Source organism: Bacillus aerius, from assembly GCF_029894105.1.
In the GTDB taxonomy this organism is placed as follows: domain Bacteria; phylum Bacillota; class Bacilli; order Bacillales; family Bacillaceae; genus Bacillus; species Bacillus altitudinis.
Window position 1 is genome coordinate 708,241 of record NZ_JARYHO010000001.1, and the last position, 13,630, is coordinate 721,870.

11 protein-coding genes and 1 pseudogene are annotated in these 13,630 nt (G+C 41.6%); 8 read left to right on the forward strand and 4 right to left on the reverse strand.

All coding sequences use genetic code 11. The features are described 5' to 3' along the window. The first annotated feature begins 113 nt into the window (after positions 1–113). Positions 114–2,006, forward strand: a complete 1,893-nt coding sequence (locus M2353_RS03620) for an ABC-F family ATP-binding cassette domain-containing protein (RefSeq protein WP_284724966.1) — start codon at positions 114–116, stop codon at positions 2,004–2,006. A 28-nt stretch (positions 2,007–2,034) separates the two neighbouring features. Here the strand turns inward: M2353_RS03620 and folE2 are convergent, their stop codons facing one another. After that, complete coding sequence (gene folE2 / locus M2353_RS03625; protein ID WP_284724967.1) at positions 2,035–2,931, reverse strand: GTP cyclohydrolase FolE2; 897 nt, start codon at positions 2,929–2,931, stop codon at positions 2,035–2,037. A 143-nt stretch (positions 2,932–3,074) separates the two neighbouring features. On the opposite strand from folE2, the gene M2353_RS03630 reads away from it, so the two are divergent. Both M2353_RS03630 and M2353_RS03635 read left to right on the forward strand, forming a co-directional pair. Beyond that, positions 3,075–3,500 (forward strand): MerR family transcriptional regulator, encoded by a 426-nt coding sequence (locus M2353_RS03630; RefSeq protein ID WP_017366797.1) that lies wholly within the window; start codon positions 3,075–3,077, stop codon positions 3,498–3,500. A gap of 259 nt (positions 3,501–3,759) precedes the next feature. Further along, positions 3,760–4,950 carry an MFS transporter gene (locus M2353_RS03635; RefSeq protein WP_039168586.1) on the forward strand — a complete coding sequence of 397 codons (1,191 nt, stop codon included), beginning with the start codon at positions 3,760–3,762 and terminating at the stop codon, positions 4,948–4,950. Between the two features lie 48 nt (positions 4,951–4,998). Here M2353_RS03635 and M2353_RS03640 read toward each other — a convergent pair whose 3' ends face one another. Beyond that, positions 4,999–6,552: an ABC-F family ATP-binding cassette domain-containing protein gene (locus M2353_RS03640; RefSeq protein WP_008343192.1), complete on the reverse strand. Its 1,554-nt coding sequence runs from the start codon at positions 6,550–6,552 to the stop codon at positions 4,999–5,001. A 152-nt stretch (positions 6,553–6,704) separates the two neighbouring features. Here M2353_RS03640 and M2353_RS03645 point away from each other — a divergent pair, with 152 nt between their 5' ends. Beyond that, entirely contained in the window at positions 6,705–7,847 is a 1,143-nt protein-coding gene (locus tag M2353_RS03645; protein WP_159159447.1) for a DEAD/DEAH box helicase, read from the forward strand. 35 nt (positions 7,848–7,882) lie between these two features. Here M2353_RS03645 and M2353_RS03650 read toward each other — a convergent pair. After that, positions 7,883–8,887 (reverse strand): annotated as a pseudogene (locus tag M2353_RS03650) (NADP-dependent oxidoreductase). 121 nt (positions 8,888–9,008) lie between these two features. Then, positions 9,009–9,386: a YfmB family protein gene (locus M2353_RS03655; protein ID WP_017366799.1), complete on the reverse strand. Its 378-nt coding sequence runs from the start codon at positions 9,384–9,386 to the stop codon at positions 9,009–9,011. A 222-nt stretch (positions 9,387–9,608) separates the two neighbouring features. Between M2353_RS03655 and M2353_RS03660 the strand changes: the two genes are divergently transcribed. The 4 genes from M2353_RS03660 (at position 9,609) to M2353_RS03675 (ending at position 13,626) form a co-directional block, all read left to right on the forward strand. Further along, entirely contained in the window at positions 9,609–9,956 is a 348-nt protein-coding gene (locus M2353_RS03660) for a YflT domain-containing protein (protein ID WP_017360406.1), read from the forward strand. A gap of 934 nt (positions 9,957–10,890) precedes the next feature. Then, a complete protein-coding gene (locus M2353_RS03665) occupies positions 10,891–11,547 on the forward strand; it encodes a class I SAM-dependent methyltransferase (RefSeq protein ID WP_284724968.1) in 657 nt (218 codons plus the stop codon). A gap of 517 nt (positions 11,548–12,064) precedes the next feature. Further along, on the forward strand, positions 12,065–12,790 hold the full coding sequence (locus M2353_RS03670) for a GTP cyclohydrolase II (RefSeq protein ID WP_017360404.1): 726 nt from the start codon (positions 12,065–12,067) through the stop codon (positions 12,788–12,790). Positions 12,791–12,822: 32 nt separating this feature from the next. Further along, complete coding sequence (locus tag M2353_RS03675) at positions 12,823–13,626, forward strand: formylglycine-generating enzyme family protein (RefSeq protein ID WP_024718589.1); 804 nt, start codon at positions 12,823–12,825, stop codon at positions 13,624–13,626. Positions 13,627–13,630 lie beyond the last annotated feature (4 nt).

Genomic DNA, 13,630 nt, shown 5'->3' on the forward strand with positions numbered 1-13,630 from the left:
GTGTATCGAGCATCAAAAGGAAACATTCTTTTCAGCAGCGGGTTTTTTTAAAACTAGTTTTCTGCTACTGGCTGATTTAAAATAAAGGAAGAATCTATGTAAGGGCTGATAAAATGAGTTTATTGAATGTAGAAGGATTATATAAAACCTATGGCGAAAAAACGCTGTTTGATCATATCTCTTTTCATATAGAACCAAAGGAACGCATCGGGTTAATTGGACCGAATGGAACAGGGAAGTCAACGCTTTTAAAAGTCATTGCAGGACTTGAATCATTTGAGGAAGGCGACATTACAAAGGCAGGGACACTTGATATCGAATTTCTTGAGCAAGATCCTAAAATGAGCGGAGATGAAACGATTCTCGACTATATTTTTTCAGGAACAGCACCAATGATTCAAACGATGAAAGCCTATGAACAGGCGCTGGCTGATTTAGAGCATGATCCACAAAACGAGGCAAAACAAGAAGCGCTTATGCGTATGCAAAATAAAATGGATCAGGACGACGCATGGGATGCGAACCTTTCGGCGAAAACGATTTTGACAAAGCTTGGTGTCAAAGATGTGAGCCGTTCTGTTCATGCGTTATCAGGCGGACAGAAAAAGCGTGTGGCGATCGCCAAAAACTTAATCCAGCCTGCGGGTTTGCTGATTTTAGATGAGCCGACAAACCATCTAGACAACGCAACCATTGAATGGCTTGAAGGATATTTGAGTCAATACAGCGGGGCTGTCATTCTTGTCACCCATGATCGTTATTTCTTAAACCGCGTCGCTAATCGGATTTATGAATTAAATCAGGGGCAGCTTTACACATATAAAGGAAATTATGAAGTCTTTTTAGAAAAAAGAGCGGAACGAGAAGCAGAAGCTCAAGTAAAAGAAACGAAACGTCAAAACCTGCTTAGACGTGAGCTTGCATGGCTGAGAAGAGGGGCAAAGGCTAGAACGACAAAGCAAAAAGCACGTATCGGCAGAGTGGAAGAGCTGAAGGATCAAAAGGGACCTGATGCAAAAGGAGAGCTTGATTTTGCGATCGGTTCTCACCGGCTTGGAAAACAAGTGATTGAGGCAGAAGAGATCAGCATCACATTTGCTGGTCAAACCCTTGTGGATCAGTTCAGCGATTTAGTCGTGCCAGGTGATCGCATCGGATTTATCGGACCGAATGGAGTGGGCAAAACAACTTTACTCAATTGCCTGGCGGGTAAAATAGAACCGACGAACGGACAATTGACCATTGGACAAACAGTCCGCATTGGCTATTACACGCAGGACCATAACGAAATGAATGAAGAGCTGAATATCATTGATTACATCAAAGAAACAGCTGAAATTGTCAAAACGGCAGATGGCGTCATTGTGACAGCAGAGCAGATGTTGGAGAGATTTTTATTCCCTAGATCCATGCAGCGCACGTTTATCCGCAAGCTGTCAGGGGGAGAGCGCCGCAGATTGTATTTATTGAAGGTATTGATGGAAGAGCCGAATGTTCTCTTTTTAGATGAGCCGACGAATGATCTTGATACAGAGACGCTCAGCATTTTAGAGGATTATTTGGAGCAGTTCCCAGGCGTAGTCATCACCGTGTCGCATGATCGTTATTTCTTAGACCGAGTCGTCCATCGTCTGCTTGTGTTTGAAGGGAATGGACGTATTTCACACTTCCAAGGTGCTTACAGCGATTACATGGAGCAAGAAAAAGAACAGAAGCGGACAGAGACAAAACCAGCTGAAAAACAAGTAGAAGCTGCACCGAAAAAGAGGAAAAAACTATCCTATAAGGACCAGCTTGAATGGGATGGGATTGAAGATCGGATACAAGCACTAGAGGACAAACACCAGCAGCTCGAAGCCAGCATTGCTGAGGCTGGCAGTGATTTTGGGAAAATTCAAGAGCTGATGGACAAGCAAAAAGCCGTCGCTGAAGAATTAGAACAAGCGATGGACCGCTGGACAGAACTGTCGCTGATGATTGAGGAATTAGAAAGTAATGAAAAATAAAGGTTGGCAAAAAAACTGTAGAGACAATCTACAGTTTTTTTTGATAAGAACATTTGGCATAAGCATCGTGCTGATGAATGGATTCTTCATTTCGACACTCAATTTGAAAGCCTTTAATCCAGTTTTGTTCATATAGCTCTGCTGTAATTAACCTCGCAACATCCTCTACAAAACGTGGATTTTCATAGGCCTCTTCTGTCACTTGTTTTTCATCTGGTCTTTTGAGTACAGGGTAAAGGGGCGCACTCGCATTAGACTCGATGATCTGCAGTAGATCTGCTTTCATGTCATCAGGGAGTTGACCTTGTTCAAACAGCTCTACCTGAATAGATACAGTGCCGCGCTGATTATGTGCGCCGTATTCACTGATTTCTTTTGAACAAGGACATAACGTTGTCACTTGAGCAGTGCAGCCAATATGACAAATCCATCCGTTTTCTTCATGAAAGTGGATGACATATTGCACGTCTGCATGCATCAAACCGGACTTTCCGCTGATGGGACTCTTTTTTTCCATGTACCACGGAAAGGAAACTTGAATCGAGGCAGAAGGCTGATTCATTTGCGTGGCAAGCTGTGCGGTCAATTCTTTTAAGGAATCCACATCAACCGGCTTTCCGCTCTCATAAAATGAGTGAAGCTGCTCGGTGAGACGGCTCATATGAATGCCTTTTTGATGAGCTGGCAAATATGTACTCAGCGTAAAATTAGCGGAAGAGGTTTGGTGCTGTGGAGCCGTTTTAGACAAAATATGTACAGGGTACGACACACGGCAAATTCCGACCTGTTCCAGATCAAAATAAAAGTCCTGTTCGGTTTGTTGGATGTCTATCATGTTCTCTTTTTGACAAGGTTTTGTTCTAGCGCTTGGCGGGACAGAACCGAATTGTGCGTGACGTTCTTTTTTGGATGGAAATGAACGCATAGGGTACCTCCTTTAAAACGTAATGATTCCTATTTATTCCGCATCAAACCACAACAGAAATCAAGTGATCAAACATTAACGTTTACGTTAAGGTTATAAAGGTGTATAATAAAACATGAATTGATGAGCAGGAGGCACTGGCGATGGAATGGATGAAAATTGATCAAGTGGCGAAAAGAAGCGGTCTGACGAAACGGACGATTCGTTTCTATGAAGAGATTGGTTTATTATCAGCACCAAAGCGGACAGAGGGCGGTGTCAGACTTTACTCAGAGGATGACATGGAAGAACTGGAGAAAGTGATGCAGGCCAAAGAAGTACTTGGATTTTCTTTACAAGAGCTTCAATCGTTTATGGAAATCGGAAAACAGCTTGAGCTGAATAAAGAAGGCTACTTGCTGTCACTTGACCCGAAGGAACGATTAGAGAAACTGTTAGATATTGATGCGCAGCTGACTGTGCAGCATCAATTGATTACAAAAAAGCTAGAAACGATTCAATCCTTTAAAAAGGATCTTGAAATGATGAAAGAAAGAGCGGCTCATGCGATTGAGCAATTACAAAAATAAACACCTCAGCGTGTTTATTTCAGCGTGTAGACAAACCCTCGCATTCTTTGTCAGTCCTGCGCTCTGGTGCTCACGAATGCCAAATTCGCTCCGCTCCAGTGCTCGTCCTTCCTAGACTGCAAAGGTTTTCTATCACGCTGAAAAAGAAGACAAAGAGCTAAAATAAAGTTCATTTTAGCCCTTTGTCAACAAAATAAAATAAACACCTCAGTGTGTTTATTTTATTTTGTTAAACAACTGTAGGAAAGGTTCTGATGGAATGAAGGAAGAAGAAGTATTGAAACAGCGTACGAGTCTGCTTAGACAGCCAAAAGCCGTCTGGGCGGTGGCCTTTGCTTGTGTGATTTCATTTATGGGCATAGGGCTTGTAGACCCGATTTTGCCAGCCATTGCATCACAATTAGATGCATCTCCAAGTCAGGTCTCTCTTTTATTTACGAGCTATTTGCTTGTCACCGGCTTTGTGATGTTTTTTACCGGTTTTATTTCTAGTCGGATTGGTGCGAAATGGACGTTATTAATCGGACTTATTTTTATTATTGTCTTTTCTGCTTTAGGGGGTACCTCTTCAACGATTAATGAATTAATCGGCTTTAGAGGGGGATGGGGCATTGGGAATGCCTTATTCATTTCAACGGCTCTCTCTGTCATTGTCGGCGTGTCTGTTGGAGGAAGTGCGAAGGCCATTATTTTATACGAGGCTGCACTAGGTCTTGGGATTTCGGTTGGACCGCTGCTTGGCGGAGAGCTTGGGACGATCTCTTGGCGCGGTCCATTCTTTGGCGTTGCGGTGTTAATGCTTGTTGCTCTTTTAGCCATTACCTTTATGCTGCCACCTATGCAAAAGCCGCAGAAAAAGGTGAAGTTATTTGAAGCTGTTGGAGCCTTGAAATATAAGGGGCTTTTAACGATGGCATCTGCTGCTTTCTTATATAATTTTGGATTCTTTGTTCTTCTAGCTTATTCGCCATTTGTGCTTCATCTTGATGAGCATGGTCTTGGCTATGTCTTTTTTGGATGGGGATTATTTTTGGCTGTGACATCTGTCTTCTCAGCGCCGGTCATTCATCGTAAATTGGGTACATTAACAGCTCTTGTTGTTCTCTTTGCTTCGTTTGCTGTGATTTTATTCGGCATTGGAATATGGACATCACATGTGGTCGTGGTCATTTGCGGTATTGTCATTGCTGGGGGAATCCTCGGCATGATCAATACGGTGCTTACGACGGCTGTGATGGGATCAGCTCCTGTTGAGCGTTCAATTGCATCATCTTCATACAGTGCTGTACGATTTATTGGTGGTGCGATTGCGCCTTGGATTGCGGGAGTTCTCGCTGAAACTTACACAGCAAGCACCCCTTATTATGTAGGGGCGGCTGTTGTTCTCTTAGGAATGGTCATCCTGCTTCTTGGCCGTAAGCATTTGGTGAATATCCAGGCAGGTCATTAATAGAAAAAAGCCTCATATCTTTTGAAAAGATATGAGGCTTTTTTGTCGTTATAATACTTTGGTTGTCCAGGATTCACAATTCCAAGTTTCAGTGGCCACATCTTGATAAAATTCAGGTTCGTGGGAAATCAATAGGACGCTGCCTTTATATTCTTTTAACGCGCGCTTTAATTCTTCTTTGGCATCGACATCCAAGTGGTTTGTCGGCTCATCGAGAACAAGTAGGTTGGTTTCTTCATTGATCAGCTTACAAAGGCGGACCTTCGCTTTTTCACCACCACTTAAAACAGACACACGGCTTTCAATATGTTTTGTCGTTAAACCGCATTTGGCAAGGGCAGCTCTGACTTCATATTGTGTGTACGATGGGAAGGTGCTCCACACCTCTTCGATACAAGTGTTGCTGTTTTGCTCTTTTACTTCTTGTTCAAAGTAGCCTATATGCAGGAATTCTCCGCGTTCCACCTCACCAGAAATGGGGGAGATTTCTCCAAGAAGACTTCGGAGCAGTGTCGTTTTTCCGATACCGTTGGCACCGTATAACGCAATTTTCTGCCCGCGTTCCATTTTTAAATTCAATGGACGAGAGAGCGGTTCGTCATACCCAATGACTAAATCCTTCGTTTCAAAAATCAATTTCCCTGATGTGCGTGCAGGTTTAAAGTGGAATTCTGGTTTTGGTTTTTCTGCTGCTAATTCAATCATGTCCATTTTATCGAGTTTCTTTTGACGAGACATCGCCATATTTCGAGTGCTGACACGTGCTTTGTTTCTCGCGACGAAATCCTTTAGTTCAGCTACTTCTTGTTGCTGCCTTTTATACGCTGCCTCTAGCTGCTGCTTTTTCACTTCGTACACTTGTTTAAATTGATCATAATCACCAACGTATCGCGTGAGTTCTTGATTTTCAACATGATAAATCAAGTTAATGACACTGTTTAGGAACGGGATATCATGTGAAATGAGGATAAATGCATTTTCATATTCCTGCAAATAGCGCTTCAGCCACTCAATATGCTGTTCATCTAAATAGTTGGTCGGCTCGTCAAGAAGGAGAATTTCAGGCTTCTCTAACAGCAATTTCGCAAGCAGTACTTTTGTCCGCTGTCCGCCGCTCAGCTCTGTCACATCGCGGTCCAGCCCGAGATCTGTTAACCCAAGACCTCTTGCAATTTCCTCTACCTTGGAATCAATGATATAAAAATCATTGTTCGTCAGGGCATCCTGAATGACGCCTACTTCTTCTAAAAGCTTTTCTAGCTCATCAGGATCTGCTTCACCCATTTTTTCGTAAATGTCATTCATTGCGGCTTCCATTGAGAATAAATAATGGAATGCATCTTGAAGGACTTCACGAATGGTTCTTCCTTTTTCAAGCACGGTATGCTGATCGAGGTAGCCGACACGGACATTTTTTGCCCATTCGACCTTTCCTGCATCTGGCTCAAGCTTGCCAGTAATAATATTCATAAACGTTGACTTTCCTTCACCGTTGGCGCCGATCAAGCCGACATGCTCGCCTTTTAATAACCGGAAGGAGACTTCGTGGAAAATGGCTCTGTCGCCAAAGCCATGACTTAAATCTTTAACAGATAATATCATTTTTTACACCTCAAATAGATTCAAAACGGCTAGTGCCTCTCATGATTATATCGAACTGTACGGCTCGATAAAAGCATCAAAAGAAAAATTGCGTTTCAAAGCTGATTTTGAGATACTTAAGGATAGATTGAATGAGGATAAAGGAGATCAACATGACGGAAAATTGGGCATTTTTGAAAGAAGCAAAGCCATTTATTCAAAAGAACTTTGAAGCGGCTGGCTTTGAGAAGCCAACAGCGATACAAGAACAAACAGCAGAGTGGATTACGGAAAAACGCGATGTGATCGCAGAATCACCGACTGGAACAGGGAAGACCCTAGCGTATGTTCTGCCGCTTTTAAATAAAATTGATGTGAGTATCAAACACCCGCAAGTCTTAATCTTGGCACCTTCAAGAGAGCTTGTGATGCAAATTTTTGATGTCGTGCAAGAGTTCAAACAAGGTTCAGACATCAAAGCTATTTCCTTAATAGGCGGGGCAAACATCAAGAAGCAGCAGGAAAAGCTAAAAAAACACCCGAATATCGTGGTGGCGACACCGGGTCGCGTACAAGAGTTAATCAAAATCAAGAAACTGAAAATGCATGAAGTGAAAACGATCGTGTTAGACGAGGCAGACCAGCTTCTTGTCCCAGAGCATATGAAAACGATCCAAGCGATCATTAAATCCACATTAAAAGAAAGACAAATCCTTTGTTTCTCTGCGACGTTGAAAGAGGAAACCGTTCAACTGATCAAAGACATTGCATCTGAACCAGAGGTATTGAGAATTAGCAGAAGCCAAGAAGAAGCGCAGAAGGTAGGGCATTATTACCTGTTATGTGATCAGCGCGACAAGGTGAAATTACTGCAAAAGCTATCACGGCTTGAGGATATGCAGGCACTCGTCTTTGTGCGAGATATTACGAATTTGAGCATTTATGCAGAAAAATTAGCGTATCACCATGTCGACCTTGGTGTGCTTCACAGTGAAGCGAAAAAAGCAGAGCGTGCTGTCATCTTAAAGGCTTTTGAACAGCGTGAATTCCCGCTTCTTCTTGCAACAGATATCGCAGCAAGAGGGATCGATATTGACGATCTGCCTTACGTGATCCATGCCGACCTGCCAAACGAAGAAGGCTATATCCACCGTTCAGGCAGAACCGGTCGCGCAGGAAAAGAAGGGGCTGTTATCAGCCTAGTCACATCTCAAGAGCATTCAATGCTTAAAAAAATGGCGAAAAAGCTAAATCTTTCGCTTCAGGAAATTGTTTATAAGCAAGGTCAGCTGCACCTTGCGCCCAAGCAAGCATAAAAAAAGGACCCTCCCACATGGAGGGTCCTTTCTTTTTATGAAACTTTGACAAGTTGTTTTCCGACATTTTCCCCTTTGAATAGTCCAAGGAATGCATCTGGAATGTGGTCAAAACCTTCGATAATGGTTTCTTTGTAAGTCAGTTTGTCTTCTTTTACCCATTGTGCGAGATCTTTTGCCGCCTCTTCAAAACGATCAGAGTAGTTGGCAACAATGAAGCCCTGCATCAATGCACTTGTTTTAATGAGTTTTGTTTGCACACGAGGGCCAATGTCTTCGCTTGCACTAATGTTATAAGAAGAAATGGCGCCGCAGACTGGAATACGTGCAAAACGGTTCAAATGATTCATTACAGCATCAGAGATTTCGCCGCCCACATTGTCAAAATACACATCGACACCGTTTGGACAGGCTTTTGCAATGGCGTCATCTAAATCATTTGTTGTTTTATAATTAATGGTTTCATCAAAGCCCAGTTCTTTTAAATAAGCCAGCTTATCATCAGATCCGGCAATTCCAACGACGTGGGCACCTTTGATTTTAGCGATCTGTCCGACAACAGAACCAACGGCACCTGCGGCTCCAGAAATGACAACAGTTTCGCCTTCTTTTGGCTGACCAATCGCAAGAAGTCCAAAATAGGCGGTTTGTCCTGGCATGCCCAAAATACCTAAGTAATAAGATAACGGCGCAATGGATGGATCAATTTTTGTCAGAGACTCTGCTTTGGCAGTAGAATATTCCTGCCAGCCAAGGAATCCAAGTACAAAATCACCTTTCTCAAATTGAGGAGATTTGGACTCGACGACTTCTCCGACCACTCCACCCTAGATCACTTCATTGAGTTTAAACGGAGGTGTATAGGATTTTGTATCTTGCATTCGTCCTCTCATGTAAGGATCTACAGACACATATTTCGTTTGAATCAAGACTTCGCCATCTTGCGGCGTTGGTATATCAACTGTTTCAAAATGAAAAACATCTTTAGTAGGTAACCCTTTTGGACGTTTTGCTAATTGAATTTGTTTTTGTTGACTCATGTCAAATCCTCCCTTTCACTTGCAACCTAGATTTACATTAACATGATGCTTCTTTTCGTTCAAAACATACGGTCTTTTCCAAGCACATACAAAAAAGCAGCCACCATCTAAAAGAAGGGGACTACTTTTTTTGAAGAGAGACAGAAAGGAGCGGCGGGAGACAACCAAACAGTTGATACTCATCCGCATCACGTTCTTTTAACAAATATTCATTTGCATTTTGCATGGAGGCTTTCATCATATCGTGCGTCACAAAAGGAAAAAGGATATTTAAATATGAGGACAACAGGTCTTGTGGATCTTGTTCGATTGACTCGATATCTCCAATGTTAATAATAATAGAAAAGAGATAATCGATGCAGATGTGAAAGTGCTGTTCAGCAAACAAAGTAAGCGGCTTTGCTTTTGATTCTTCAGGATTCCATTTTTGAAAAAGCTGTTTCACCAAATCACTGACAACCCATGCATTAAACTGCTGCTCAGCTGAAAAATAATACATCAGCTCCACCTCATTTCTAGCCTCCAGTATAAGAATTGTACAACAAATGACAAGGAATGAATACGATTTTTCAGAAAATTTAGTCATATTCACAGTCTTTTTGTCAAAAATAAGTCCATAGACGCATTAAGTTCACAGAGTAAAAATGGATGTGCTGGAGGAAGGTTTAATGACAAAAGTGACGGGTAAAAGATTCGTAAGACGTTAAAGGAGGAATAATAAATGAAACCTGTTGTAAGAGAGTATTCAAATGATGAAACACTTCAAAGAGATGTGGAGCAATTAAAACAACTCGGTGTTGCAAGAGAGGACATTTATGTTCTGTCCCATGACGATGATCGAACTGAGCGTATTGCAAGCAACACAGATGCCAATACGATAGGTCCAAAAGAAGTTGGACTCAAGCATGCGGTTGGAAACATCTTTAGCAAAAAGGGAGATGAACTCCGCAATAAGATTCACGAAATTGGTTTCTCAAAAGAAGAAGCTGAGACATTTGAAGAACATTTAGACGAAGGAAAAGTTCTTCTCTTTGTGACTGACCATGAAAAAGTGAAAAATTGGGCATAAATGCCATTGTAAAAAGCCTCTTACTTTTGTAAGGGGCTTTTTTTCATGCTGCGATAATTAAAATCTACCATCTGTCTTTTTCACTATAATAAGAAAGGTTGAAAAATTGGGATAAACAGTAAAATGTCTAATTGAAAATATAGAAATATCAAAGGGTACCATCAAAAAAATGAAAAAAGTAGTGAAAATATCACAAAAAACCATTCGGGAAATAATTATGATATCTTTATTTTTATTTCAAAATGAAATAAAAATCTTGTGTAATTTAGTAGATAAATTTCTTAGTTCTATTGGTTTAAGTTGTATTTTTGTGTAGAAATAAGTGTTTTAAGGTCAAAAAACCACGAAATATACCTGTATTTTCAATTAGAAAATCATTCTAATGTTTAGGAAATAATTTGTTGACAAAATAATCTAAAAACAATATATTTGGCTTAATCAAGTTATTATGGAAGTAGTTGTTAAATTTTCGATAGGTGGATTTCAGGATCAATTCGGTAAATGATGATGCATTAAGACCTAAGGGAGAGCGCTTCTGAGGCAGAGCGATACTGAAGAAATATCTATTAGACAAAAAAGAATAGATGAAAGATAGTTTAGAATGGTAGATTCGTCTTTCTACTATGCCTATTTCTCAATGATATGATTCAGGGTATTCAGAGGATCATCATAAAGAAAGCGCTTTCTAAACGATGTTAAGGAGGTGAACCCATATGAAGAAAATGTATAACAAACTGAGGCGCTGTAACAGTTGAATGGCTGTGGTTGTATGTGAAGATGAGTGCTGAAAAAGAAGAGTGACATGTGGGATGCTTCTCTCCTTTTTCAGAAAACAGATTTCCTAAAAAATCCATCTTTCATTTTATCATAAGGCTTTTTGCTTGAAAACCACCTTTATTAGGAAAGGTGATTGTGAATTGAAGGAGGTCACGTGATGAAAAAGGCTTTGTATCATGAAGACAGCGGGTTGTATTTAGAGAAAATGCGCATGGCTTTTCAAGAACACTATGAGCAAAGAACAGATATGTGGTCCACTGATCCATCATTAACAGACGCTGCTGTGATGTCTCTGAAGGCATGGCGTTCCAGGGAAAAGGATGCACTTGCTTCGGTGCTGGATATCGGCTGCGGGAACGGCAGGGCTCTTGAACATTTACAAGGACTGTCGGCATATACCGGCATTGATCTTTATGAGCATGAGGAATGGCAAGGATTAAAGAAGAGAAAAGAGGTTCCTGTCCATTTTTATCATCAAGATTTTATGTCCTGGTCGATGAATCAAGGGCGCGAGCTGACGTTTGATCTGATTTTAGATCATGGCTGCTTTCACCATCAGCACCCTGATGACCACGAACGATACTTAAAGCAGATTTCCTCGCTGCTTCATGAAGGTGGTGTGTTTTCCCTTGTTGTATGGGGAGAAGAGTGGAAAACAGGCTTAATCGGAGAAGATGGACGCTTCCATTTTTCATTCTCAGATACTCAGCTTGGAGAAAAGATTTGTACATCAGGACTTGAGCACGTTTCGATTACACCATTACAAGCGAAGGCTGGGATCAGCCAGCATCATGTCATTGCTGTCAAAATCTAGTGCAAAGGAGGATAAACGCGATGTTTGATGTGATGGTTCTTGGTGCATACCTAGGCGGGTGTCATGCTTCAATCAATGTAGCTGAATTGAAGTACGGACTATTCATCCAATCAAAGGGTACAACCGGATGACGTGCATTTGAAGAACCAGAGCTTCTAGTAAAGGAGAAAGCAGCTCGAAGCTAGCAGAGATATTCTTTTAGAGAAAGAGCATGTCAGTTTCCATTCAAGAATCATCAAATGGTGTTGCTCTCTTACAGAGAATACAGCGTATGAAGCTCGATTTCTGCTCCTTTGTACTGGACAAGTGACAGTCTAAAAAGAGTCTTTATGAAAGGTACTGATGGATGATTGGCATCGCACATCTATTCAGCCAGTATGACAGGAAATTTCTCCTGAGCCATGATTCTAGCTGGAACCGGTGCTCAGGATGCAAAGGGAGTGCATACACATATTCATCACGCCATCACTGCGCTGAGAGAGTTCAATGGGGTGCAGTGATGAATAGGGGGAGACAAATGAACAAGTTTGTAGCTGAACTACAATCAATGATTCATCATTTTACATTTCAAGAAAAACACTATTTGCTCGTGGGGCCAGTGAACCTGCCGATCTCTATTGAACATGAAGAAGTGCAGTTTACATGGTATGCCTTTGCGTCTGTAGAAGCTGATACAACACCAACGGTTGAGTCTATTGTACAAATGAGTACCGAGCAGCAAACATTTTCCTCTTGTCTCCTTTTTGGCGACTTTGAAAATGAAGTGCCGCCGCTTGTGCGAATTCATAGTGTCTGCCAAACAGGGGATGTGTTTGGGTCACTGAAATGTGATTGCGGTCCACAGCTTGCATCATCGCTAAAAAAAATCACCGATTACGGAAAAGGCATGCTTGTGTATATGGCCAATCAAGAAGGGCGCTCTATTGGGCTAATGGCCAAAGCCTTCACGTATAAATTACAGGAAATGAAACTGGATACATTTGAGGCGAACAGGTTGATCGGCTGCGGAGATGATGATCGGCATTACGAGGAAGCAGCGGCTGTCTTGCACTATTTAAACAAAGGGAAACCATTGCATCTCTTAACCAATAATCCAGATAAAGTCGATTCCATTGCTGCTTACGGTCTTCCGGTTTTAAGGTTTGATCATACGGTAGAAGCCTCTCTCTATAATGAAGCATATTTAAAGGCAAAAGCAGCATCAGGGCATATGGTCGATGAGAAGAAATTAATTAATCAGTAGATGAGTTTATTTAAAGAAGGCGGGAGAAAAGCGTGAAACCTGATATCAATTGGATTCAAATCCCAAGCGGCTATGCGACGATTGGAAGTAATGAAGAAGATATGAAAAAGGCATCAGAATTTTGGAAGGACAAACTTCTGAATCCAGCCTATGGCCGTGAGAAAAAATTTCAAAAATGGCTGTACAAAGAATTTCCATCTTATCAGCCGTATATGAGCGAATTTTTCATTTCAGATACGGTCGTCACCAATGAATGGTATCAAAGCTATTGCGACGAGACAGGAAAGCCTTATCCAGAGAGCTTGACGAACCTAGAACTTGGCGGGGGAAAAGACCATCCAGCTTGGGGCATGGACATCGAGGAAGCTTTCTCATTTTGTCAGTGGCTGAGCGGGAAGCTTGGATATGAGGTATCGATCCCTACTGAGGAAGAATGGGAATATGCTGCCCGGGGCAATACGAGACATCAATATCCTTGGGGAGATGAGTTTGATCCCTCTTACTGTAATACGCACGAATCAAATATTGAAAAAACGACACCTGTCCGTCATTACGAAAAAGGAAGATCTCTATTTGGACTATATGATATGGGTGGCAATGTCGAAGAATGGGTCAACACCAAGTATCACATATATGAAGGCGGAATTGAGGTTGTAGATGATTTAACCGAGACACTCGGCAGTGATTACTACATTTTAAAAGGTGGCTCCTTCGCAAGAGGCGGAGATTTATGCAGAGTCGCAAGAAGACACGGGAAACACCCAGACCCTGTTTTTCGATTTACTGGTTTTCGTGTAGTTACTCGTCAAAAACAACATATAAAGGTGGGAGTGTAAAACC

Bases quoted from the DNA above. Each gene is read 5' to 3' on its own strand.
- folE2 (WP_284724967.1), bottom strand. From the start codon at position 2,931: ATGCGTTCATTTCCATCCAAAAAAGAACGTCACGCACAATTCGGTTCT.
- M2353_RS03660 (WP_017360406.1), top strand. From the start codon at position 9,609: ATGAAACCTGTTGTAAGAGAGTATTCAAATGATGAAACACTTCAAAGA.
- M2353_RS03630 (WP_017366797.1), top strand. From the start codon at position 3,075: ATGGAATGGATGAAAATTGATCAAGTGGCGAAAAGAAGCGGTCTGACG.
- M2353_RS03635 (WP_039168586.1), top strand. From the start codon at position 3,760: ATGAAGGAAGAAGAAGTATTGAAACAGCGTACGAGTCTGCTTAGACAG.
- M2353_RS03645 (WP_159159447.1), top strand. From the start codon at position 6,705: ATGACGGAAAATTGGGCATTTTTGAAAGAAGCAAAGCCATTTATTCAA.
- M2353_RS03655 (WP_017366799.1), bottom strand. From the start codon at position 9,386: ATGTATTATTTTTCAGCTGAGCAGCAGTTTAATGCATGGGTTGTCAGT.
- M2353_RS03670 (WP_017360404.1), top strand. From the start codon at position 12,065: ATGAACAAGTTTGTAGCTGAACTACAATCAATGATTCATCATTTTACA.
- M2353_RS03620 (WP_284724966.1), top strand. From the start codon at position 114: ATGAGTTTATTGAATGTAGAAGGATTATATAAAACCTATGGCGAAAAA.
- M2353_RS03640 (WP_008343192.1), bottom strand. From the start codon at position 6,552: ATGATATTATCTGTTAAAGATTTAAGTCATGGCTTTGGCGACAGAGCC.
- M2353_RS03665 (WP_284724968.1), top strand. From the start codon at position 10,891: ATGAAAAAGGCTTTGTATCATGAAGACAGCGGGTTGTATTTAGAGAAA.